Consider the following 22,418-nt stretch of genomic DNA (forward strand, 5'->3'; position numbering starts at 1 on the left):
ATCACGCCGATGATCGCCATGGCGCATCGGCTGCACAGTATCGGCGCGGATTTCGCATTGCATTACAGTGTGCGCAGGCGGTCCGATGCGGGGTTCCTGGATGATTTGGCAACGGTGCCTTGGGCCGGACATGTGCATTTGCATGTCTCTGAAGAAGGTGGCCGCGCTGATCTTGCGCGTCTGACAGAATACAAGACCGGCGCACACATCTACACCTGCGGGCCAGACGCCTATATGCACGCCGTCATGGAAGCGGCAGAGGCCAACGGCTTTCCCGAAGACGCCCGCCATCTTGAATATTTCGCGGTGCCAGAGCAACCGGACTATATCAATCACCCGTTTACACTGACACTGAAAGACGGCCGCGAAATTGCGGTATCAGCGGATCAATCTGCCTCTGACGCGCTACTGGCTGCGGGCGTTCATGTGGACGTGAAATGCGCCGATGGGCTGTGTGGCGTGTGCAAATGCGGCGTGTTGGAAGGCGCGGTCGAGCACCGCGACTTTGTGCTATCAAAGGCGCAACAAAGCCGCGCGATGATTCTGTGCCAAAGCCGGGCAAAAGAGGCGGGCGCAACGGTTAAGATCGACCTCTAGGTCCAGTGCACGCTTTCAGCCCCGGGCAAGGCATATCGGGCGCGCAGCGGCTGATCATAGCCAATGCCTGCGCTGTCACAAAAGGCGATGATCCATTCGTCATCCATCGTGATGAACTCCAGAACCGCCGCCTGAAACGCGGGATCGGTCGCTCTTTGACGCAGGTCATCGACAGAACCGCCCGTGGTGCCAAGAAAGGTGGTACAAAGATCATCATTTCCGGCCAGCCAGGCGAGGCCTTGTAGCGCGATAACCTCGGCCTGTTCTTGTTTCATTCTAACTCCTGACGTCGACGGAAACAGTTTATTAACCATTAAAGCAGATTTTACATCCTACAAGCCGCTCCATCATCAAGGAAGGATGTTCAAGTTGCCAGCGCGCATTCTGATTTTCGACAGCATCGCAACAAACCGGATCCTCCTGAAAGTAAAAATGATTGCTGCCCGTTTTGCTGTGGACGCTTGCGCCAACCTGGCCGAGGCCGAAATTGCGATTGCCGCACATCGGCCAGACATTATGCTCATCAATATGGCGCAAGCTGACGCGGACCAGACCGCGTTTTGTGACAGGCTCCGCGCTGTCGCAGATGCGGCACCGATAGCGATTATTGCCATCGGCGTGCCTGATACCTCCTATGCACGGTTCGCCGCACTTGATGCAGGTGCGGATGATGTCATGTCACATCCTATAAATGATGCGCTTTTGCTGGCCCGTATCCGCAGCCTTCTGAGAGTGCGCAGCATCCATCAAGAGCTAGTCTCGCGCGACACCATCAGCCGGGCACTTGGTTTTCAGGAAACCCCAGCCCTGTTCGAGGACGCAGCCCAGATTGCCTTTGTGACCTCTGGGCCAAAGCGGTGGGCAGACCTGTCAGCGACATTCAGCGGCACCATGCCCCATAAAGTCCAGCTTCTTGATATGGCGAATGTCTTGAATGTTGTGGATCTGACCCCCGCCCCTGATCTCTTTATTCTTGATGCGACATCAGGCGCTCTGCGGCAAAATGATTTCTCTGCCTTGGCGTCCGATCTGCGGTCGCGCAGCGAAACACGGCTTGCCAAGCAACTGGTCGTGGTTGATGCGGACTTGCCTCAGGTTGCTGCCATGTTTCTTGATCTCGGGGCGGATGATGTTGTGCAAGCAGACAAGGACATGCGCGAAATGGCACTGCGCGCCAAGGCTTTGATCCGGCGCAAACACCAAAATGACCGGCTCCGTGATACGTTGCGCAGCGGGCTTCATGCGGCCATTACCGATCCGCTTACCGGTCTTTACAACCGCCGCTATGTTATTCCCCACCTCACGCGCATGGCCGAGGATGCAGACAAATCAGACAGACCATTCGCGGTGATGATGATCGACATCGACCACTTCAAGGTCGTGAACGACAGCTATGGTCATGCAGCTGGCGACCGCCTGTTGATCCAGTTGGCTGACCGGCTGTGCAAGAATTTGCGCGCTGTCGATATGGTCGCGCGGATGGGCGGAGAGGAATTTCTGGTTGCGATGCCACGGACCACCATCAGGCAAGCCAAACTTGCCGCTGACCGGCTACGTCGGGTGGTCAATAATACGGTTTTTGACCTTGGCGCCGGCCAAGAAGATATCAAGGTCAGTGTGTCGGTTGGTGTCGCTGTCAGCGACAAGGCATGCGGGGAAACGCCAGGTTTGGAAAGAATCTGCGATCTGGCCGATAAGGCGCTCTATGCGGCGAAATCAGCAGGCCGCAATCAGGTTGCGATCAGCAAATCAGCCGCCTGAAGGACGGGTTCTTTCGGGGCGGTCGCGCGACAGTTCCTGGATCAGTTGATCCGCAAAGGCGGCGCGGCGTTCCGGGCTCATCTGGGATATCATGTCCACAAATGCATCTTGGGCCTTGGCTTGCACCTCTGAGACACGTGCCGCGTGTTCGGCCATCAGGCCGCGCAGCGCGGCCTCGTCAAAGGGCTCGGCCTGAATTGCCGCGACCATTGCGGACACACGGCCCCGCAGATCGAAACTGCGCAATCCGCGGTCCCGGCGCAACGCCCGCCCGATCTCGCGCCGCTCGTCTTGGGTCAAGGCGCGGGTCACCGGACCCAACCCCAGATCAAAGCTGCGCGGTGGGCCGTCGCCGAAACGCCCCGAAATCACAGCCCCCGCAACCACACCGACAACGGCCAGATTCAGGGCCAGCGATAGCACCAACACACTACGCCAAAGGCGGCTTGGCTTCGCGGCTTGCTTCTCTTGATCAGCCATCGACAAAATCCCCAGCCACAAGCAACACTTCGGTCGGGATCAGTTCCAAACTCTCCTGATCACCGATCAGAAAAGCGGTGATGTCCTGCACTGATGTCGGCGGGGCCACGCCAACCCAGATGCCGGCAACCGTCGCAGCCGCGAGACCGCCCAAAGAAGGCCAGCCGCCGATCGCCTCCAGCATCCGGTTCCAGATATCTTGTCGCGGACGGTCGCGCACAACGTTTTGGGGCTGGACCGTCGCGGCATCCGACAGAACACGCGTCATCAGCGCGTCGCTTGGCACGACGGCAAGATTGCGCATATCAGCGAACAGATCGTCCAGATCATCCTTTTTTGGGTCAGTCATCGTCGTACCCCAGTTCTGCTTTCCGCCCTGCCATCAAATCGGCCAAGGCCCGTTTTCCGCGTGCTGTCAAACTTTCCACGGACCGCACGCTGATGTCCATGATTTGCGCGATATCTGGATTGGATAACCCTTCGAGATGTCGCAGCGCCACCGCCTGAGCCTGCCGTTCAGGCAGTTGCGCCAGAGCATCCGACAGGGCCTTCATGCGCGTCTGCGTCTGCATATTTGCAGCAACGCTTGGTGCGCTATCCATTGGTTCTGCGACCTGATCCAGCGACAGGCCACCCCGGCGTTTGCGGAGCCTGTCGGTGCAAAGATTGGCCACAACACGGTAAAGCCATGTGCTGACCTGTGCTTCATCCTGTCGCCACGCGGGTGCGATCTTCCAAAGGCGCATCATTGCATCCTGAGCCACATCTTCTGCCTCGGTCGGGTTTGCCAGCATTCGGGTGGCCTGCGCCAAGACGCGCGGCAACAGGCGCTGGGTCAAGATCCGCGCAGCCTGCTGATCGCCATTGGCGAAGGCCGCCAAGACTGCGGCGTCCGATGCTCCCGCAAAAGGATCTGACTGTGGGTTCATTGGGCAAAGTGCTAGCCGGATTGGCTGACCAAGGCAATTGGCGGCAGGGCATGAGACACGCCCGGCCGCCGTCCTGATTAGCCCCGATCGCGCGGGCCTTGACCATGGCGATCACCGTGCCGTTCTCTTGCAGTGTCGAATTCCTCTTGGGAAATGGTGCCATTTCCATCGGCATCGACACGTTCGAACATGCGGGCTGCGCGATCACCATCACCGCGACGCGGCTGCATTTCATCTTGTTGCAGCACCCCGTCACCGTTTTCATCCAGACGTGCGATCATCGCGGCAGCACGTTCCGCTGCACGGGCGTTAGAGGCTGCAATCAGTTCGTCCGCAGACACCGCGCCATCGCCATTTGCGTCGACTGTTGCGAAACGTGCCTCGCCATGGGCTAGCAGTTCTTCGCGTGTCAACGCACCGTCGCCATCCAGATCAAGTGTCGTGAAATCAGGACGCTCGCGCTGGTTTTGCGGCTGCGCTGCACCGGCGGTTGCGACCAATGCGGCGAGAACGGCGGCCATCATGATTTTCGTTTTCATCGTGTTTCCTTTTGCGTTTGGGGCAGCGCTGTGTCGCTGCTGACCCTCCTTCAACGCAGGTCAGGAAAACTTCCGTCGCGGTCTTTGCAAAAAAACCTGTTGCACGGCCCGCGCCACAGATAGCCGGCGCAACTTGCAGGGTCCGGAGCGAAAACCGGCAGCACTGTCAGCCAGCGATGGGCGGGCTTTGACGGCCCGCCAGCACCGCTTGATGTGATGGATCTTCCGCCTGCGCGGCCAAGCAACTTGACTGCAGATCACATGTCGCTGCAGGATCGTGAAACCAGAACGCAATTCATCGGCTGGCTATCGTTGGATGGTCTTGCGGCAAGGGCCGGACTCATCGAACTCGGACGTTATTTGAAGGAAAAGAACACATGCTCAGTAGAATAATCGTTCCAGTTCGCGGCGATGGCATGATCGAAACGGTGCTTGGGCATGCTGCGGCGCTCGCACGCCTTCATAATGCACATATCATCGTGACCCACTGTCGCGCACGGGCCGAGGATCTGATGCCCTTTAGCCGTGCGCTGCCAGCTTTCGCGCGCGAGACCATGATCCAGCAGGCGACCGAACTGGCAGACCAGCAAGAACAGGCCGTTCGCGCGCAATTGCACGCGCTGACGCAGTCGCTTGCACTGACCGAAACCGACAGACCTATGCCGCGCACGGCTTCGGTCGAATTTCTGGAAGAATATGGGATGATGGCCGATGTCATCAAACATAACGGCAGGCTGGCAGATATCATTGTCGTCGCCAAGCCGGACCGAGACCGCAACCTCGGTGCGAATTCACTGAAGTCAGCGCTTTTCCGCACCGGCCGCCCGGTCTTGATGTGTCCGCCCAACCGCGCCGTGCCACCGGATTTCGGAAGTCGCATTACAGTCGCTTGGAACGGATCGTTAGAAGCATCGCGCGCCGTCGCAATGACCCTCGATATTGCCAAGTCCGCCCAGTCCGTCACAATCCTCGCGGGCGGGAAAGGCGAGCCGCATGGCGCCCCTGCAGAGGAACTGGTCGAGTACTACCGTCTACGCGGTATCTCTGCCGAAGTGCATCGCTTTGAGGTCCGAAACCCAGCAGAGGCCTTGTTGCGCATCACCGAAGAACTCCACGCCGATCTGCTGATTATGGGTGCTTACGGACAAAACCATGAGCGCGAAACTCTCTTTGGCGGAAATACGCAAGTCGTTGTAGACAAAGCAGAAATTCCTGTGGTTTTGGTACACTAGTGTATTCATTGCCAGCGCAACAAAGTTTTACTTGAAATGCAATTTCAACAAGATAATTACTAATGCTACTTAGGCTTGTTAATCATGGAGACCATTCTCCTGTAACACTTTTCTCGATTTCTTGGCGGCTTAAGTCCATAAAGGGAGTAATAAAATGAACTTGACCAAACGAACGCTGCTCGGAATCGTTGGCGCATCTATTTTTGCAACAGCACCAATTCAGGCATTCGCCCAAGACTGGCAACCGCGGAAACCTATTGATTTTGCCATTATGGCTGGTGCGGGTGGGGGTGCCGACCAGATCGCACGCTTTATCCAGGCAATTGCCGAACAGGAGGACCTGACAACGCGTCCGCTTGTACCAAATAACAAGGGCGGCGGTTCTGGCGCAGAAGCCCTGATCCATCTCAGCACAACCAATGACCCCGATCACACCATCCTTGTGACACTTAATTCTTTCTTCACGACCCCGTTGCGCCAGTCAGACCTGGGTATTGATATCCAGACCTTTACCCCCATCGCGATGATGGGCGTCGATCCGTTTGTGCTTTGGGTACACAAGGACAGCGGTATCACGACTTTCGAGCAGTATATCGACACCGTCAAAGAAATGGGTGGCGAATATGTGATGGGCGGAACTGGAGCAGGTCAGGAAGACAGCATCGTGATTGCCTTCATGTCCGGCGCCTATGACCTGGACGTCAAGTACATTCCTTATGACGGCGGTGGCGCTGTTGCCAAAGACCTTGCAGGCCAACAGATCATGGCAACCGTGAACAACCCTGCCGAGGCCAAAGGTTTCTACGAAGCCGGTGATTTTGTTCCGCTTCTGGCATTCTCTGATGAACGCATCCCTGCTTATCCGGATGTGCCCACGATGAAAGAGATGGGTCAGGATTTCTCTTACTACAACCAGCGCGCTGTTGTTGGTGCGCCGGGCATGTCTGATGAGGCCGCGGCCTACTATCAGGAACTGTTCGCAACGATCTACGAAACCGAAGCATGGCAGGGTTACCTTGAGTCAGAAAGCCTCTCTCCACTTTGGATGAATGCAGATGAGCAGCGCGACTACTGGGCACTTCAGGTTGAAAACCACAAGGCGCTGCTTGCCGCCTTGGGTGAATAAGAACGACGCGACCACGACACTTTATGCCTTACGTCGGGTTTGAATAAACAAGGAGGGCCAGATGCGAGTTGGCGAAATTGTAACCGCCGGATTTCTGGCCCTCTTCTCCATCTATCTGATGTGGAAGAGCACCGAACTACCCATTGGATATATCGCAGGAACGGGACCAGGCGGGGGCGCCTGGCCTTTTTGGCTTTCTTTCATCATGCTGATCTCTTGCTTGGCGATCGCGTTCAACTGGTGGCGTGGCACAAGCCCGCCTTCTCAGTCGGATGAACCGGTCCTCGATAGCCACGGCTGGCGTTCGCTGATTTTCGTCGGCGGTGGGATCATCGGCTTTGTCGCGCTCGTAAGCATCATTTCGATGTATGGCGCTATCGCCGTGTTCTTGTTCTATTACACTTGGTTTCTCGGACGGCATAGCCTGGTCCTGAGCTTATCCATGGCGATCATCAGCCCTATCGCTTTGTTCTTCTTCTTTGAAGGGGCGATGCGGATCACGATGCCTTCCGGTTTGCCTTTCACCGATCCGGTCTTCAACTTTCTCTACGACATCATTTACTGAGGCCGCGCCGCCTCTACCCAAAGGAAGCACCTGACGATGGAAGTCCTTTCTCTACTTGGCAATGGTATGCTGTTGTCGCTTCAGCCTCTGAACATCCTGATGATCCTTCTCGGGGTCACCATGGGCTTGTTTATTGGTGCAATGCCGGGGCTGGGGTCCGTGAACGGCGTCGCGATCTTGCTACCGGTCACGTTTCTGGTGCCTCCTGGTTCGGCAATCATCTTTCTTGCAGCGATCTACTATGGGGCGATGTATGGCGGGGCCGTGTCCTCGATCACTTTGGGAATTCCGGGTGCGTCGACGGCGGTGGCAACGACATTTGACGGCAGGCCGCTTGCGCTTCAAGGACGTGCGAGTCTTGCCCTTGTTACAGCGGCTCTTGCGTCCTTCGTTGGCGGGACGGTTGCGAATATCCTCTTTACCTTGTTTGCACCGCTGTTGGCGTCGGTCGCGCTGTCCTTTGGCCCGCCCGAGATCTTTGCCCTGATGCTGCTGGCATTTGCGACCTTCGTTGGCTTGGGAGGAGATGACATTCCCAAGACGATTTTGTCGATCTGTCTTGGTCTTGTTCTAGGCGCTGTCGGCTTTGACCAGATATCAGGTGCGCCTCGACTTGTTTTGTTCGAATACAACGGCTTTTTGCAGGGAATTGGATTTCTTGTCCTTGCGATTGGTGTCTATGGCATTGGCGAAATGCTTTGGACCATCGACCAGACCCGTGGTGAAGTCACGGCAACAACACCAAAGATGACCCTAAAAGGGATGGCGTCGGATACAAAAGAAGCGACCAAACGCGGCTGGAAAGGCAGCATGATCGGCTCTTTCCTCGGCTTTTTTGTGGGTATCTTGCCTGCGGCTGGCGCAACACCGGGATCGCTGATGTCGTATGGCGTCGCCAAAATGGTGTCGCGCAATCCCAAAGAGTTCGGCAAGGGCTCTATCGATGGTGTGGCAGCACCCGAGGCTGCAAATAACTCGGCATCGACCGGTTCAATGCTTCCGATGCTGACGCTGGGTATCCCCGGTTCTCCGACAACGGCTATCTTGCTTGGCGGGATGGTGATTTGGGGCTTGGTGCCGGGGCCAAGGCTTTTTGTGGACGAAGAAGAGTTTGTCTGGGGATTGATCGGCTCGTTCTATATCTCGAATGTGGCCGCTGTTCTGATCAACCTTGCGTTCATCCCGGTCTTCATCTGGATGTTGCGGATGCCCTTTACGATACTGGCACCGGTTATTTTTGTGCTTTCGATCGTCGGCGGCTACGCGGCCATGCGTGATATCTTCGATCTCTGGCTGATGATCGGTTTTGGGTTCGGGGCGTTCTTTCTGCGCAAGTTCGATTACCCACTTGCGCCAGCTGTACTTGCTATCGTGCTGGGCCCTATTGCAGAACCGACATTGCGCCAGTCGCTGCTGCTGTCTTCCGGTGATCCGTCGATCTTCTTTACACGTCCTATCGCTGGGCCGATCACGATCGCTGCCTTGATCCTGATTTTCCTGCCTGCATTCAACTTGATCCGCAGGAAACTCGGAAACAAGAAAAAGCCAGCGTAACAACGCTGGCTTTTCACGCGCTAGAAAGAACGGGGTCTCGTCAGCTGTAAAGACCAGCGACCTTGCCGCGTAGCTGAACCAGGGCAAGAACTGTGTCGATCGTCGGAGTAGGCGTTCCAGTGACACGGCCCAATTCCTGGACAGACCCAACCAGCGCATCAATCTCCATCGGGCGCGCAGCGTCCAAATCTTGCAACATGGACGTGCGGTGCGCACCGACTTCCGCACCCCCCTGAATACGACGATCAACGTCGATAGGGAACTTCACACCAAGTTTTTCGGCAATCGACTGCGCTTCAAGCATCATGTTCCGTGCAACCTCACGCGTACCGGGATCAGTGCAAAGCACATCAAGGGTCGCGTGTGTCAGGGCTGAAATCGGATTGAACGAGAGATTGCCCCAAAGTTTGACCCAGATCTCATCGCGTATCTTGGGACGCACCGGTGCCTTCAGGCCCGCCGCAGTCAGGGCTTTGGACAGTTCCATCGCGCGTTCGGTTTTCTCGCCGGAAGGCTCGCCAAGAGAAAAGCGGTTCCCTTCGATGTGTTTGACAACACCGGGTTCTACCACTTCGGCTGCGGGATAGACGACGCAGCCCAAAACTCTGTCAGGGCCAAAACCATCCCATTGCGCGTTGCCCGGGTCGACACTGGCCAAACGCGTGCCTTCCAGATCACCGCCACTCTTGTGGAAATACCACCAAGGCACACCGTTTACGCCTGAAACAATGGTCGTATTCTCACCGATAAGTGGCATCATCTTGTCAACGACAGGCGGGACCGAATGCGCTTTGAGCGTCACAATGACATAGTCCTGCGGCCCAAGATCGGCAGGGTTATCCGATACCGTCACCGGCACCGTCTTTGACACGCCCTCCTCGATCAGGGTCAACCCGTTCGCTTTCATGGCAGCCAGATGCGGTCCGCGCGCGACCAGACTTACGTCGGCACCAGCCTCGGCAAGCTTTGCGCCCATGTAGCCGCCAATTGCGCCCGCGCCAAAAACACAAATCTTCATGACGTTGCCGGATCAACAAGGCCCAGCTTTTCAGCCAGACCGATCCGCTGCATTTTCCCAGTCGCTCCTTTGGGAATTTCGTCAAGAATGATCACTTTGCGCGGCACCTTGAAATCGGCAAGCCGTTCAGCTGCAAAGTTCCGGACATCGCGCTCGGTTATTTCTTCTCCCTCACGCAACACAACTGCCGCGGCCACTTCTTCGCCAAGCTTCGGATGCGGGAGCGCAAAGGTCACGACCTGCGCAATAGCGGGATGCGCAGACAGCACGCCGTCGACCTCAAGCGGGCTGACCTTTTCGCCGCCACGGTTGATGATCTCTTTCAAACGCCCCGTCAGAGTGAGATAGCCATCAGCATCAAAGGTGCCCTGATCGCCGGTGCGGAACCAGCGCTTCCCATCAACTTCAAAAAAGTTCTTAGCGTTGGCATCGGGGTTGCTTTCATAGCCGGGTGTCACATTGGCCCCGGAAATCACGACCTCGCCAATCATGCTATTGTCAACCAATTGCGGCTCGACTTCATGCGCGATGCGTACTTCCGGCCCCGCAGGGACCCCCACGGCACCCGGCTTTTGCGCTCCGGGTCTGAGCGGATTTGAACACATCTGATGTGCAGCCTCGGTCATGCCGTATCCTTCAATCACAGGAACGCCGAAAGTCTCGAACAACTTTTCCATGACAGGTCCGGGCAACGATGCCGAAGAGGACCGCAGCAAACGCAGACGCGCGCCCTCGATCACATCGGCGTTGCGCGCGGCGCGCGACAGGATTGCTTGGTGCATCGTTGGAACCGCTGTGTACCAGGTCGGGTCCGCATCACGCAGCCAGCCGAAAAAGCGCAACGCGTCAAATCCGGGCGCGCACCATACCTGACCGCCTGATGACAAAGTGGCAGACACAGCCGCCAAAAGCCCGTGGATGTGAAACAGTGGCATCACATTCATGCACCGATCATCGGCAGTCAGATCCAGCGACTTGGCAATGTTCTGCGCGGATGCCGCGACGTTTGACTGAAGCAGCGGAACGATCTTGGGCCGCGATGTCGTGCCGGAAGTGTGCAGGATCAGGGCAACATCATCTGCTTCGGGTGGCGCTTGATCGCAGGTGCCTGTGCTTTCGGTCTGCAGCGTGAAGTATCCAGCGGGTTTCCCCGCATCGCTCTTGAGCCGCAGGACCGTGATACCCAGTTTTTCGGCGGCAGCGCTCGCAGGGCCGTCGTCGCCTTCCATCAAGACCACCGCCTTGGCTTTCAAGTCTTCCATATAAAATGCGAATTCGTCTTCGCGGTAGGCAGGGTTCAGCGGTGCCGTCACAGCTGTCTGTGCAATGGTGATGAAGGCGGTCGCCATTTCGGGACCGTTTGGCAGCACGATCCCCACCCGATCGCCACGCCCGATGCCCGCTCCATGCAGCAAAGTCGCCACGTCTACAGCAAGCGCTCTTAGCTCACCGTAGGTCAACCAGTCGCGATCCGGCGCGCCGATTGCATGTGCCGAGCTCTCGTGGCTCTCGAGTAGTCCTTTAAGCGTGTCTGCCAATTCTATTCTCCACCCAAAATTATCCGTAAACAGTAGCGCACCCGCTCCCGATTTCAACGCAATAAGTAACAAAGCTATCGAGGTTTATCCATGCCAGATCAAGGATCGCTATCTTGACATATCCGGTGACAGAAATTGGCGGTCGAGCGGGTGGCGATGCCTGTGATCGGTGGCATACCATTGGACATCGGATATCCAAATAAGAGCACTGAACGACAGCGATTTGGCGCAACGCGGACGCTTGCGATCACTGAATTGGATGACCTACTCGCGGGCAAATTCCGGCAATATGATCTGGAAATTCCTTCTTGCTCTTGGATATCCCGCGCCTAGCGCCACGACCTTCGGCCAAAGCTGAAATCCGCCCGAGGGTTTGCGGGGCACGATGCCCTTTGCAAATCATGCGCATATGGTCCATGTGAGGGGCAACGATGGAGAACACAAATGTCGGACGCCTACACCCAGATCGAAGACCGCCCCACACGCCAAGCGCTGCTGCGTGGCTGGCGCGAGCGCTGCCCGAACTGCGGGAAGGGTCACATGTTCACCAAATATCTGAAGGTGGCCGATACCTGTCCGGAATGCGGCGAAGAACTCTTTCATCACCGTGCGGATGACGGCCCCGCCTATCTGACGATCCTGCTGGTGGGCCACATCATGGGTTTCGCCATTCACCTGATGTGGGTTCATTTTCGGCCCGAACCCATCGTTATGGCGACTGTGCTCACCACCGGTGCTGTGGCCTTGTCGCTCTTTCTTTTGCCGCGCATGAAGGGCATGGTTGTGGCCATTCAATGGGCCCGGCGGATGCACGGGTTCGGCCACAACCACTGAGGCAGGACAAAGGGCAAGCATGGACAAAACGGCCATTCGCGACGCTGCGACCCTGATTGTCCTTCGCGACGCTGACAAAAATCCCGCAGTTCTGATGGGCCAGCGTGGCGCTTCTGCGGCCTTCATGCCCGGCAAATTCGTATTTCCCGGTGGAGCTGTGGATCGCAATGATGCGGCGGTCCCGCTGACCCCGCTACCGGACCTGGACCAAACCCGCCTTGAAAGCGAAAGCACTGTTCCTGCCGCCGCACTGGCCGCCGCTGCGATCCGCGAGTTATGGGAAGAGACCGGCCAAGTCCTTGGCACCCCAGCACCGTGGACCGATCCACCGCAAGGTTGGCGCGGGTTTGCCGCCACTGGCCACGTTCCCAATGCAACGGCTCTGCAGTTCTTCTTTCGCGCCATCACGCCGGTCGGCCCACCGCGCCGCTTTGATGCGCGGTTCTTTCTGGCCGACGCCGCCGATCTGGTCACGCCACCCGATGATTTTTCCAATGCCGAGGATGAACTGGCCCATCTGCAGTGGGTCCCTTTGGCACAGGCCCGCCAGTTCAATCTGCCCTTTATTACCCAAGTGGTACTGGCCGAATTGTCCAGCCATATTACGCGCGGTGGCCCACCCGCCAGCGTGCCCTTCTTTCGCAATGATGACGAGGCGCATCTGGTCAGCCGCTTGGGTGGCCGCAGCCTGCTTTAGAGCAGCAAAACCAGCAGCACTATGCTGAACGTCAACACGAGCAATCCTTGCCATTCGCGCGCCGTCACTTTCTCCCCAAAAACGAATGCACCGATGATCAGAGAAAACAGCAGTTCGATCTGGCCCACTGCGTTGACGTAGGCCGCGTTTTGCAACGTGTAGGCCGTGAACCAGCAGATCGACCCGATCATGCTGGTCAGTCCCACCAGTCCCGCCACGCGCCATGCGGCCAAGACCCGCATGATTTCGCCCCGCTCACGCCAGACCAGCCACAGCGCCATCGCCACGGTCTGCAACGCCGTCACAATGGCCAAGGTCATAGTAGCGCGGTAAAACACATCGCCATCGCCCAGCGACAGCGATGCCCCGCGATAGCCATTGCCGGAAACTCCGAACAGGACGCCAGCGCCCAGACCCAAGGCGGTCGCGCGGCTGAATATCCGCTGATACCAGCGCCCGATACCGCCCGGCTGATCCGACAGCAAAAGCACGCCCACCAGACCCAGACACATCGCGGCAATCGTGGGCGCGGTGAACGTGTCACCAAGAATCAGGAAACCGACAAGCGCGCTGAGCAGGACTTCGGTTTTCTTGAAAGTGATCCCAACGGCGAAGTTGCGGTGACTGAACAATGCCACAACACACATGGTCGCCAAAATCTGCGATGTGCCGCCCGCCAGCGCAAAAGGCCAGAAGGCCGCAGGAATATCCGGCGCACCCTGCCCCGTTGTCGTCGCATAGAGGATCGCGATGACAGCGACCAAAGGCGCGGAATAGATGAACCGTGCAAAAGTTGCTCCGGCGGTCGAAAGCGCCAGACCTTTGAGTTGCTTTTGCAGCATAAACCGCAAGGTTTGCGCCGCCGCCGCACCGATTGTGATCAGGATCCAGGGTTCCATGAACCCCCTATGCCCCTAAAAATCTAGCGCCGCCAGAGGGGGTGCGCGACCGGGTCTTTCGGCGTCACAAGATAGCGCCGGATCACCTCGCGGTAGGATGCAAACACATAGCCGCCATTGCGCCGCAGATAGTGGTCGCGCCGCGCGCGGTAAAGTCCTGGCAGGGCATACCACGCCACGCGCGGGTGCATGTGATGGACCACATGCAGGTTGTTGTTAAGGAAGAGGAAGCCAAAGACACCACCGTTTTCGACGATCACACTGCGTCCGCTGGCACGCTCGTGCGCTTGGTGTTCCAGAAAGGTGCGCAGCTTGATGATCGACATGCTCAGATAGGCGGCAACCAGATAGGCCCAGATCGGCATGGGTGAGACCGCAACCACTGCCAAGACCACAGCCACCGCCGGCAGGTGCCAAAGCCACCCACGCATAATGGTTGCATCGCGCGACCGCCATTCGCAGATCGCAAAGGCGATCGTCCCGATCAGTGGCCCGACCAGCAAGCGCCCCGCAACAGTATTGTTGAACCGCAAAAGCGCTTGGAACATGCGCGGCAGCCGTTCCCATACGCCGGGGTCCAGATAATTGGTTTCGGGGTCATCATAGGGGTCGGTCAGGATTTCATCATGGTGGTGTGCCAGATGCGTCGCCTTGAAACGGGCATAGGGCACGGTCAGCATCAGCGGCGGCCAGATGATCAGATCGTTCAGCCATTGGCCGCGGAACGGGTGGCCGTGGATCACTTCATGTTGCAGCGATGCGTGCAAGGCGATGGTGATGCCGCCAATTATGATCCCCAAGGGCAGCGGCAAGAGCCAAAGTGCTGCACCCCAAGTGGCATAGCATGCCAAGATCAACATCAGCGTCGGCCACTCGATCTGCGCAGGCACGATCTTTTCTTTTTTTCCCATGACTTAGCACTAGCGGACCAAGCGGATTGGAACCATCCAGAGACTAGTTCACAAAATCCCAAATTTGTGATTAAAATGGAGTATGGTGATAAAAATTGACAAACGTGACCGTGCGCAGCTTTTCCGTGATCGCCTGATCGCGGGTATGACGCAGGCCAATATGACCCAGAGCGCGCTGGCACGGCGGGCTGGTGTTGACCGCTCGACCCTGTCGCAACTGCTCAAAGACACGGGCGCACGCTTGCCAAATGCGCAACTGGTCGCGGAATGCGCGGCGGGGCTTGGGGTCAGTGCGGATTGGCTGCTGGGGCTGTCGGACCGTCCCGAACAGGCGGTCGATCTGGTGGCCGCCGCCATTTCCATGACCGAAGCACCGCGCGCGATGGTTGATGACCAGATATTTGCATGGCACCAAGAGGCCGCAGGATACAAAATCCGCCATGTCCCCGCTGCCCTGCCCGATATGCTCAAGACAAAAGACATGCTGCGTTGGGAATATGCGCCGTCGGTGGGCAAGACGATCGAGCAGGCGATTGGCGCCAGCTCTGACAGGCTGGACTGGATGCGCGGCGCGCGCTCGGACTACGAAATGGCGATACCGCTGTCCGAACTCGATACCTTTGCCCGCGCCGAAGGGTATTACGCAGGTCTGTCTGTTGGGTTGCGCAAGGCCCAGCTTGAACAGTTCCGCGACCTGCATACGCAGCTTTATCCGTCGTTGCGGCTGCATCTTTATGACCAGCGCCAGTTGTATTCGGCCCCTGTGACGATCTTTGGGCCACTGCTGGCTGTGATCTATATCGGACGCAACTATCTTGTGTTCCGCGATACCGAACGGGTCACGGCGATCACCGCCCATTTCGACCAGCTTGTGCGGGCCGCAAGCGTCAGTCAGCGTGATCTGGCGGCCTACTTCGACCGCCTGATCACGCGGGTGACCTAGCCGCGCACTCCGACAGCTTTGCCCGCCCCTTCGGGTTTCGGCAGGGTCGCATGCGCTTGGGCCAAACGCGCCAGCGTTGCGGCCAAGGCAGGGGCGGGTTCTGCGGCTTTGCGTGTGGCAAGGCTCACGTGGATCAGCATATGCTCGCCCGTCGCCAGTTCGCGGTCGCCCTCGAACATACGGTGGAAGAGGTGCATTTTCTTGCCCGCGCCCGCAAGGACTTGGGTTTCGATGCGGATGACCGCACCGGCATGAACTTCGTCCAGATGGCGGATATGGGTTTCTGCCGTGAAAAAGCTGCCGCCCGTCGCGACATAGTCGGCATCGCATCCGACCAGAAGCATCATCCGGTCCGTGGCATCACCAAAGGCCTGCAAATAGCGGGCTTCGTTCATGTGCCCGTTGTAGTCGGTCCAGTCCAAGGGGACAGGACGGTGAACCGTCACGATCGGTTTGCTGAGATCGGCAGGCAGGGCCACGTCGCCCTCAACTCTGCGGTCTTGGGCGTTGAGCAGTTTACCCGCACCCCAATCCTGCGCCTTGAGCCCGCGCAGAATGGTCACAAGGTTATTGTCCCGCGCCCGTTCCAACTCGCGGATCGTATATTGACCCGATTGCGCATCAGACTGGCCCGCGACAGCGTCGATCAATTCTTCGGTCAGTTCCGGCACGTCCATCAGTTTGGTCCAGGGCCATTCAAGGCAGGGGCCGAATTGTTCGATGAAATGGCGCATGCCCGCCTCGCCGCCCGCGATGCGGTAGGTCTCGAAAAGGCCCATCTGCGCCCAGCGCAGACCGAAACCATAGCGGATCGCGTTGTCGATTTCCTCGGTCGTGGCGATACCGTCCTTGATCAGCCAAAGGGCCTCGCGCCAGACAGCTTCGAGAAAGCGGTCGGCGATATGGGCATCGATCTCGGCGCGCACATGCAAAGGGTACATGCCGATACCGGTCAGGATCGCCTTGGCCTTGTCCACGATGGCGGGAGAGGTGGCAGCACTCGGGACCAATTCGGCCAGAGGCAGCAGATAGACGGGATTGAACGGATGGACCACGACGATTTGTTCGGGACGGACTGCACCCTGCTGTAATTCGGATGGCTTGAACCCGCTGGTTGACGATCCGATCACCGCATCATGCGGGCAATGGTCCTGAATCGTCTTGTAGACCTTCAGCTTGAGGTCCAGCCGCTCTGGCACGCTTTCCTGTATCCAGTCCACGCCAGCGACAGCCGTATCAATCGTCGCATGATAGCTCAGCGTGCCTTCGGCAGGCAAAGCAACATCTGACAGGCCCGGCAAGGACCGCCGCGCATTGGCCAAGACTTCGTTGATTTTACGTTCGGCTTGCGGATCAGGGTCGAAGACGCGCACATCCCAGCCCATCAACAGAAAACGGGCGGCCCAGCCGCCACCGATCACGCCGCCGCCGATTATCGCTGCTATATGAGGTGTCATTGATCAGGATCCAGATTTGTCGTTGGGGTGGTCGAATTCGTCTGCCGGTATGGACTCACGGCGGATGGACGGGTCACAGGCGACCATGGCGGTGTTGCTGTCACGGATGATCAGACCACCGCTTGCGCGGCATTCATCAAAAGTCATTCGACTTCCGATGACCATGTATTCGCGCATACCGCTTCCCGATGTCGCCATCCCTGCTCCCTCGCATGCGGCCAAAGCCAGGATGCTCACCAAAACCAGACGTCTCATGACGGCACCTCCAAAAGTCTTGTCAGATCGTAACCATTGAATTCGAGTATATCACGCGCTGCCTCGAACCTGTCTGCACGGATTTCGGGGGTTCGGTTCAAGATCCAACCCGAACGCCCATTGGGTGCGCCGACAACAGCCGTGCGATAATCCTCGTCAGTCCACAAGACCCAGTAGTCCGCAGCGACAAAGGGCACCGAAGGAAAGCGCACCTTGAGACGGCCCGGACCGACAATCTCGGCGGTTCCTTCGATGCGTGCTGTCTCGGCCCCGGCGGGGTTGCGGCAAATGTTGAGAACCGAAAGCAGTCCGTCGTCGCGCAACCCATATTCTGCGGTAACGCCGACACAGCCTGTCTGGAACGGCACGGGATAGCGGGCGACCTCATACCAGACACCCAGATAGCGCTCTGGTTCAAAAAGCGCCTTGGACGCGATGGGCGCATCAGTATCGCGATAAACGGAAAAGAGCCCGCCGCTGTCTTGCGTTGCGCACCCTGCCAAGGCGAGGACGAAAAGGAATGCTCTCACTTGGCGACCGGCGCGCGCTTGGTCAGACCCAGCTTAGCCCGGACCTCGGCAGGGCCGATCACCTTTGCGCCTAGATTTTCGATGATGCCTGCAGCCCGTTCGACCAACTGCGCATTGGTCGCCAATACGCCACGATCCAGCATCAGATTGTCCTCCAAGCCCACACGGACGTTCCCGCCCGCCAGCACAGAGGCGGCCACATAAGGCATCTGGCTGCGTCCAAGGCCAAAGGCCGAGAAGGTCCAGTCATCCGGGACGTTATTGACCATCGCCATGAAAGTGTTGAGGTCATCAGGGGCACCCCAAGGCACACCCATGCAAAGCTGCACGAGTGCGGGGCTATCCAGCACGCCATCCTTGACCAGTTGCTTGGCATACCACAAATGGCCGGTGTCAAAGGCCTCGATCTCGGGCTTGACGCCCAGTGCCGTCATCATCCGGCCCATCGCGACCAACATGCCCGGCGTGTTGGTCATGACGTAATCGGCTTCGGCAAAGTTCATAGTGCCGCAATCAAGCGTGCAGATTTCGGGCAGGCACTCGGCCACATGGGCCACACGTTCGGTGGCCCCCACCATATCGGTGCCAGCGATCGTCGGTAGCGGGTTTTCCACCCCGCCAAAAATGATATCGCCGCCCATGCCTGCGGTCAGGTTCAACACCACATCCACCTCTGCATCGCGGATCCGGTCGGTCACTTCGCGGTAAAGATCGACACGGCGCGAGGGCGCACCGGTTTCAGGATCACGCACATGGCAATGCACGACGGCGGCACCTGCCTTGGCGGCATCAATCGCGCTTTCCGCGATCTGCTGGGGCGAACGGGGCACATGCGGGCTGCGGTCTTGCGTCGACCCTGATCCGGTGACGGCGCAAGTGATAAAGACTTCGCGGTTCATCTGAAGTGGCATTGGTATTTTCTCCCTGACCGGTCTTTGATTTTTGCAGACCTTCGGCAACTTGGCAGGCTTACGCAAGGCATATTTCTTGACAGCCAAGCGACATTCCTGAAAAGAAAGCGGCATGACACAGATGGCCCAATTCCAGACAGTCTATTTTACCAGCGCCAAATAGCGGCTGCTGGGTTCTTTCTGACATCTTACCTCAACAGCCGCCCGCAAGGGTTGCTGTGATCTGCTGTCCTTGCGGAGGCAAAACCGCAAGGACGACACGATGACCGACATTACACATGTGACCCCCAAAGACATGCCTGACCTGCTGGGGATGATCCGCAAGCTTTGCGCCTTTCATGGCGACACCTGCGTGATGGGGCTTGCCGCGACACAGGCGCAGTTCATTGACGGGCCTTTGACGGGCCTGATTGCGCGGATGGATGGCAAGGCTGCGGGCTATGCCGCGCTGGAACCGCACTGGAGACCGATGCTGCACGGCGATCTGCTTGATATCGCGCATCTGTTTGTCGAAGAACCTTTGCGCGGGCGCGGCATTGGCAAAGCGCTGATTGCAGCGGCCCGCACGCATGCAATGCAGGTTGGCGCGTCTCGTTTGGTGATCGGAACGTCACCTGACAATCCGGGTGCGGCTTCGGCCTACCGCGCGATGGGGCTGGCCGAGATCAGCACAGCCCCGGGACCACGGTTTGAAATTCCGATAGATGCGGGATGGTAAGGTGGATTGAAATCCACCTTGCTCAATAGGGCATGGGATGCGCTTTATGTACCTGATCAATCTCGGCGATCAGGTCATCGGACAAAACCACATCCTTGCCCGCCAAAATCTGCTCTAGCTGCGCAGAGGTCGTGGCCCCGAAGATCGCGGAGACCGCAAAAGGACGTGTCCGCTGCCACGCCATCGCCATATGCACCGGATCAAGCCCATGTTTGGCTGCCAGATCCAGATAGGCCTGTGTCACCGGCCAAAGCCGCTCTGTCACGCGCCCACCCAGATCACCGTTGATCGACAAACGGCTACCTGCGGGCACCTGCCCGTTCTGGTATTTGCCCGTCAGAAGACCACACGCCAGTGGCGAGAATGACAACAGGGTCACATCCTCGTTCACCGCCATTTCAGCCATATCGGTGTCATACAGGCGGCAGAGCAATGAATATTCGTTCTGCACGGACGCCATACGCGGCAAGCCTGCGCTTTCCGCCTGATCAATCCACTTGGTCATGCCCCAGGCGCTTTCGTTGGACATGCCGATCGCGCGGATTTTGCCCGCCTTGACCATGTCGCCCAGCGCGCCGAGCACATCCATCATATGGTCCATCGTTTGTTGGCGGTTCTGGCCCGAAGGGTCATAGGTCCAGTTCTGGCGGAACATATATGAGCCTCGGATGGGCCAGTGCATCTGGTAAAGGTCGATCACGTCCGTTTGCAGCCGCTTGAGCGAGGTCTCAACCGCCTCGCGGATCACGGCACCATCATAGCCGCGCCCTTCTCGGACCCAACCGGGGTTGTTACCCGATACTTTGGTGGCAATCACGACCTCATCACGCCGCCCGGTCTTGGCCAGCCAGTTGCCCACGATCTGTTCCGACAGTCCCACGGTTTCGGCGCGGATCGGATTCACCGGGTACATCTCGGCGGTATCGATAAAGTTGATTCCCGCATCCAGCGCCATGTCGATCTGGGTATGCGCATCTGCTTCAGGGGTCTGGTTGCCATAAGTCATGGTGCCCAAGCACCATTCAGAGACCATGATATCGGTCCGGCCAAGGGGGAGTTGTTTCATCGGTCTGCCTCTAAATGAATGTCGAGCCAGACCCTAATGTGATGCGCGGCAGGGGCAAGGGCACAAACACGACATTCGGGTGGTCGATTAGGTCTTGGCAGCAGCCCGTGACCTAGCGCAGGGTCCGCCTATGCGTATGCTCATTTCCTTTGCGGCTTTGTTCCTGTCCATCGCCCTTTTGCAACTGTCCTCGGGCGGGGTCGGTCCGCTGGATGCGCTGACGGGGTTGGATCGCGGATTTTCGCAGCCGGAGGTCGGTTTTCTGGGCTCTGCGCATTTCTTTGGCTTCTTCATCGGTTGCTGGTGGGCCCCGCGCCTGATGGGCAGTGTCGGGCATAGCCGTGCCTTTGCGACCTTTACCGCGATGGGGGCCATCGGGTTGGCCGCGCATGTGATCGTGGTGGACCCTTGGTTCTGGGCGCTTTGCCGGATCGGATCGGGCCTTTGCGTCGCGGGCTGCTATACCGTGGTCGAGGCATGGTTGCAGGCCAAAGTCACCAACGAAACCCGCGGCCGCGCGATGGGCAGCTACCGGATGGCCGATATGGGTGCATCACTGGTGGCGCAGCTTATGATCGGCACATTGGCCGATCTGGAAACCTATATCGCCTATAATATCCTGACGATCCTGTGTTGCGCGTCCTTGCTGCCTTTGGCGCTGACCCGCCTGCCGCAACCCGAAACGCCCAAAGCCACACGCCTGCGCCCTGCCCTTGCCTGGGCCTGTTCACCCATGGGCGTGGCCGCAGTGATCGTTGCAGCGCTATCGAGCGCGTCATTCCGGATGGTGGGTCCGATATACGGGCAGGAGGTCGGTTTGACCCCCAATCAGATCGGCTCTTTCCTTGCCGCCTATGTGGCGGGCGGTGCGCTGGCGCAGTATCCGGTGGGTTGGCTGGCCGATAAGTTCGACCGCCGCTGGGTGATGATCTGGCTGTCGGTCGCGGCGATTGTCGCCTGTGCCGTTACGGTGGCCACCTCCGGAAACGGGACTACCAGCATCCTTTTGGCCTCGGCTTTCTTTGGCCTGACGACCTTTCCGATCTATTCGGTCGCAACGGCCCACGCCCATGATTTCGCGACCTCTGAGCAAAGGGTCGAACTCTCTGCGGCCCATATGTTCTTTTATGCGATCGGCGCGATTGCCGCCCCCTATACCACATCGGCCCTGATCGGCAGCTATGGTCCAGAGGCGCTGTTCTACTTCATCTCGGCGGGCCATGTCGTGCTGGTGATCTTCGGCCTGTTCCGGATGCGCGTGCGGCGCGCGCCAGAGGACCGCACACGCTATGTTTATGCGCCGCGCACCAGTTTCAGCATTGGCCGCCTGTTGGGGCGCAGCCGCGAACGCTAGAAGTTGTAGATCACAGCGACCCGCGTGGTCGTGACGTCCGAAGTGAAATCGGTGTCCATGAAGTCGCGGATAAACTCGCCGCGCAACGTCAGAGTGTCCGATATCGCCCGCTCTGCCCCAAGGCCGAAGTTGAAACCGCCTGCGGTACCTGCGTCAAAATAATACTCGGTCACGCCTCCCGCAAAGCGCAGCGTGTAATCCCCCCAGTCATAGCTGGTCCAGATCCGCACCCGTGACGTGTCATAGTCGTTGTCGCCCGCGATCCGAAAACCGGCCTCGGCCTCGGCGCCAATGCCGAATGCTCCAGACCCAAGCCCCATGCCCGCCACGACTGACGCGACGGTCTGGGCATCGCCCGAATGCGGGAAGTGATAATCAGCTGTGCCACCGACATAAAAGTCTTGCGCTTGTGCGGCTGTGCCCAAAGCGGCGAAAGTCAGGGCGGCGATCAGGGTTTTCATCGGGTCTCTCCTTGGACGAATGCGCGATTTTCTGATGTGTACC

The 22,418-nt window shown here is 58.3% G+C and carries 26 protein-coding genes; 11 read left to right on the forward strand and 15 right to left on the reverse strand.

All coding sequences use genetic code 11. The features are described from left to right. Positions 1–597, forward strand: a 597-nt coding sequence (locus NWQ23_RS06895) for a flavin reductase family protein (RefSeq protein ID WP_306165524.1), incomplete at its 5' end; no start/stop codon positions are given. Here the strand turns inward: NWQ23_RS06895 and NWQ23_RS06900 are convergent. Further along, entirely contained in the window at positions 594–872 is a 279-nt protein-coding gene (locus NWQ23_RS06900) for a DUF3572 domain-containing protein (RefSeq protein ID WP_306165525.1), read from the reverse strand. The genes NWQ23_RS06895 and NWQ23_RS06900 overlap by 4 nt on opposite strands. Before the next feature lie 85 nt (positions 873–957). Between NWQ23_RS06900 and NWQ23_RS06905 the strand changes: the two genes are divergently transcribed. Then, entirely contained in the window at positions 958–2,358 is a 1,401-nt protein-coding gene (locus NWQ23_RS06905; RefSeq protein WP_306165526.1) for a diguanylate cyclase, read from the forward strand. Here the strand turns inward: NWQ23_RS06905 and NWQ23_RS06910 are convergent. The 4 genes from NWQ23_RS06910 to NWQ23_RS06925 all read right to left on the reverse strand — a co-directional run bounded on the left by NWQ23_RS06910 (position 2,347) and on the right by NWQ23_RS06925 (position 4,306). Continuing rightward, positions 2,347–2,838, reverse strand: a complete 492-nt coding sequence (locus tag NWQ23_RS06910) for a periplasmic heavy metal sensor (protein WP_306165527.1) — start codon at positions 2,836–2,838, stop codon at positions 2,347–2,349. The genes NWQ23_RS06905 and NWQ23_RS06910 overlap by 12 nt on opposite strands. Further along, on the reverse strand, positions 2,831–3,187 hold the full coding sequence (locus NWQ23_RS06915; RefSeq protein WP_306165528.1) for a hypothetical protein: 357 nt from the start codon (positions 3,185–3,187) through the stop codon (positions 2,831–2,833). The genes NWQ23_RS06910 and NWQ23_RS06915 overlap by 8 nt, the downstream gene beginning before the upstream one ends. After that, complete coding sequence (locus NWQ23_RS06920) at positions 3,180–3,767, reverse strand: RNA polymerase sigma factor (protein WP_306165529.1); 588 nt, start codon at positions 3,765–3,767, stop codon at positions 3,180–3,182. The genes NWQ23_RS06915 and NWQ23_RS06920 overlap by 8 nt, the downstream gene beginning before the upstream one ends. A 77-nt stretch (positions 3,768–3,844) precedes the next feature. After that, complete coding sequence (locus tag NWQ23_RS06925; RefSeq protein WP_306165530.1) at positions 3,845–4,306, reverse strand: EF-hand domain-containing protein; 462 nt, start codon at positions 4,304–4,306, stop codon at positions 3,845–3,847. Between the two features lie 377 nt (positions 4,307–4,683). On the opposite strand from NWQ23_RS06925, the gene NWQ23_RS06930 reads away from it, so the two are divergent. The 4 genes from NWQ23_RS06930 to NWQ23_RS06945 all read left to right on the forward strand — a co-directional run bounded on the left by NWQ23_RS06930 (position 4,684) and on the right by NWQ23_RS06945 (position 8,783). Next, the gene (locus tag NWQ23_RS06930) at positions 4,684–5,538 is read left to right on the forward strand and encodes a universal stress protein (RefSeq protein ID WP_306165531.1); all 855 of its coding nucleotides are present in this window, start codon (positions 4,684–4,686) and stop codon (positions 5,536–5,538) included. 154 nt (positions 5,539–5,692) lie between these two features. Then, positions 5,693–6,664 carry a tripartite tricarboxylate transporter substrate binding protein gene (locus tag NWQ23_RS06935; protein WP_306165532.1) on the forward strand — a complete coding sequence of 324 codons (972 nt, stop codon included), beginning with the start codon at positions 5,693–5,695 and terminating at the stop codon, positions 6,662–6,664. A gap of 61 nt (positions 6,665–6,725) precedes the next feature. Continuing rightward, positions 6,726–7,229, forward strand: a complete 504-nt coding sequence (locus tag NWQ23_RS06940) for a tripartite tricarboxylate transporter TctB family protein (RefSeq protein WP_306165533.1) — start codon at positions 6,726–6,728, stop codon at positions 7,227–7,229. A gap of 36 nt (positions 7,230–7,265) precedes the next feature. Next, entirely contained in the window at positions 7,266–8,783 is a 1,518-nt protein-coding gene (locus tag NWQ23_RS06945; RefSeq protein WP_306165534.1) for a tripartite tricarboxylate transporter permease, read from the forward strand. Between the two features lie 40 nt (positions 8,784–8,823). Here the strand turns inward: NWQ23_RS06945 and NWQ23_RS06950 are convergent, their stop codons facing one another. Both NWQ23_RS06950 and NWQ23_RS06955 read right to left on the reverse strand, forming a co-directional pair. Continuing rightward, positions 8,824–9,801: a 2-dehydropantoate 2-reductase gene (locus NWQ23_RS06950; RefSeq protein WP_306165535.1), complete on the reverse strand. Its 978-nt coding sequence runs from the start codon at positions 9,799–9,801 to the stop codon at positions 8,824–8,826. Further along, positions 9,798–11,339 carry an acyl--CoA ligase gene (locus NWQ23_RS06955; RefSeq protein WP_306165536.1) on the reverse strand — a complete coding sequence of 514 codons (1,542 nt, stop codon included), beginning with the start codon at positions 11,337–11,339 and terminating at the stop codon, positions 9,798–9,800. The genes NWQ23_RS06950 and NWQ23_RS06955 overlap by 4 nt, the downstream gene beginning before the upstream one ends. 444 nt (positions 11,340–11,783) lie before the next feature. Here NWQ23_RS06955 and NWQ23_RS06960 point away from each other — a divergent pair, with 444 nt between their 5' ends. Together NWQ23_RS06960 and NWQ23_RS06965 are read left to right on the forward strand one after the other, a co-directional pair. Further along, positions 11,784–12,173, forward strand: a complete 390-nt coding sequence (locus NWQ23_RS06960; RefSeq protein ID WP_306165537.1) for a DUF983 domain-containing protein — start codon at positions 11,784–11,786, stop codon at positions 12,171–12,173. Between the two features lie 19 nt (positions 12,174–12,192). After that, positions 12,193–12,870: an NUDIX domain-containing protein gene (locus NWQ23_RS06965; RefSeq protein WP_306165538.1), complete on the forward strand. Its 678-nt coding sequence runs from the start codon at positions 12,193–12,195 to the stop codon at positions 12,868–12,870. Here the strand turns inward: NWQ23_RS06965 and NWQ23_RS06970 are convergent. Beyond that, positions 12,867–13,769 carry a DMT family transporter gene (locus NWQ23_RS06970; RefSeq protein ID WP_306165539.1) on the reverse strand — a complete coding sequence of 301 codons (903 nt, stop codon included), beginning with the start codon at positions 13,767–13,769 and terminating at the stop codon, positions 12,867–12,869. The two genes, NWQ23_RS06965 and NWQ23_RS06970, sit on opposite strands and share 4 nt — an antisense overlap. Before the next feature lie 23 nt (positions 13,770–13,792). Then, the gene (locus NWQ23_RS06975) at positions 13,793–14,680 is read right to left on the reverse strand and encodes a fatty acid desaturase (protein ID WP_306165540.1); all 888 of its coding nucleotides are present in this window, start codon (positions 14,678–14,680) and stop codon (positions 13,793–13,795) included. Between the two features lie 82 nt (positions 14,681–14,762). Here NWQ23_RS06975 and NWQ23_RS06980 point away from each other — a divergent pair, with 82 nt between their 5' ends. Continuing rightward, the gene (locus NWQ23_RS06980) at positions 14,763–15,623 is read left to right on the forward strand and encodes a helix-turn-helix domain-containing protein (RefSeq protein ID WP_306165541.1); all 861 of its coding nucleotides are present in this window, start codon (positions 14,763–14,765) and stop codon (positions 15,621–15,623) included. Here the strand turns inward: NWQ23_RS06980 and NWQ23_RS06985 are convergent. Genes NWQ23_RS06985 through NWQ23_RS07000 form a run of 4 tightly spaced genes read right to left on the reverse strand, consistent with a single transcriptional unit; the run spans position 15,620 to position 18,776 of the window. Next, complete coding sequence (locus NWQ23_RS06985) at positions 15,620–17,080, reverse strand: carnitine 3-dehydrogenase (RefSeq protein WP_306165542.1); 1,461 nt, start codon at positions 17,078–17,080, stop codon at positions 15,620–15,622. The two genes, NWQ23_RS06980 and NWQ23_RS06985, sit on opposite strands and share 4 nt — an antisense overlap. 3 nt (positions 17,081–17,083) lie before the next feature. Beyond that, complete coding sequence (locus NWQ23_RS06990; protein WP_306165543.1) at positions 17,084–17,335, reverse strand: hypothetical protein; 252 nt, start codon at positions 17,333–17,335, stop codon at positions 17,084–17,086. Beyond that, a complete protein-coding gene (locus tag NWQ23_RS06995) occupies positions 17,332–17,865 on the reverse strand; it encodes a lipocalin family protein (RefSeq protein ID WP_306165544.1) in 534 nt (177 codons plus the stop codon). The genes NWQ23_RS06990 and NWQ23_RS06995 overlap by 4 nt, the downstream gene beginning before the upstream one ends. After that, positions 17,862–18,776, reverse strand: coding sequence for a 3-keto-5-aminohexanoate cleavage protein (locus NWQ23_RS07000; protein ID WP_306165545.1), 915 nt, complete (start codon positions 18,774–18,776; stop codon positions 17,862–17,864). The genes NWQ23_RS06995 and NWQ23_RS07000 overlap by 4 nt, the downstream gene beginning before the upstream one ends. 262 nt (positions 18,777–19,038) lie before the next feature. Here NWQ23_RS07000 and NWQ23_RS07005 point away from each other — a divergent pair, with 262 nt between their 5' ends. Then, entirely contained in the window at positions 19,039–19,494 is a 456-nt protein-coding gene (locus tag NWQ23_RS07005) for a GNAT family N-acetyltransferase (RefSeq protein ID WP_306165546.1), read from the forward strand. A 22-nt stretch (positions 19,495–19,516) separates the two neighbouring features. On the opposite strand, the gene NWQ23_RS07010 is transcribed toward NWQ23_RS07005, so the two are convergent. Then, positions 19,517–20,560 carry an aldo/keto reductase gene (locus tag NWQ23_RS07010; protein ID WP_306165547.1) on the reverse strand — a complete coding sequence of 348 codons (1,044 nt, stop codon included), beginning with the start codon at positions 20,558–20,560 and terminating at the stop codon, positions 19,517–19,519. Between the two features lie 130 nt (positions 20,561–20,690). Between NWQ23_RS07010 and NWQ23_RS07015 the strand changes: the two genes are divergently transcribed. Continuing rightward, positions 20,691–21,914, forward strand: a complete 1,224-nt coding sequence (locus NWQ23_RS07015; RefSeq protein WP_306165548.1) for an MFS transporter — start codon at positions 20,691–20,693, stop codon at positions 21,912–21,914. Here NWQ23_RS07015 and NWQ23_RS07020 read toward each other — a convergent pair. After that, complete coding sequence (locus NWQ23_RS07020; protein ID WP_306165549.1) at positions 21,911–22,375, reverse strand: hypothetical protein; 465 nt, start codon at positions 22,373–22,375, stop codon at positions 21,911–21,913. The genes NWQ23_RS07015 and NWQ23_RS07020 overlap by 4 nt on opposite strands. Positions 22,376–22,418: the final 43 nt, after the last annotated feature.

Origin of the sequence: Yoonia sp. (genome assembly GCF_030731595.1) — a bacterium.
Taxonomy (GTDB): Bacteria; Pseudomonadota; Alphaproteobacteria; order Rhodobacterales; family Rhodobacteraceae; genus Yoonia.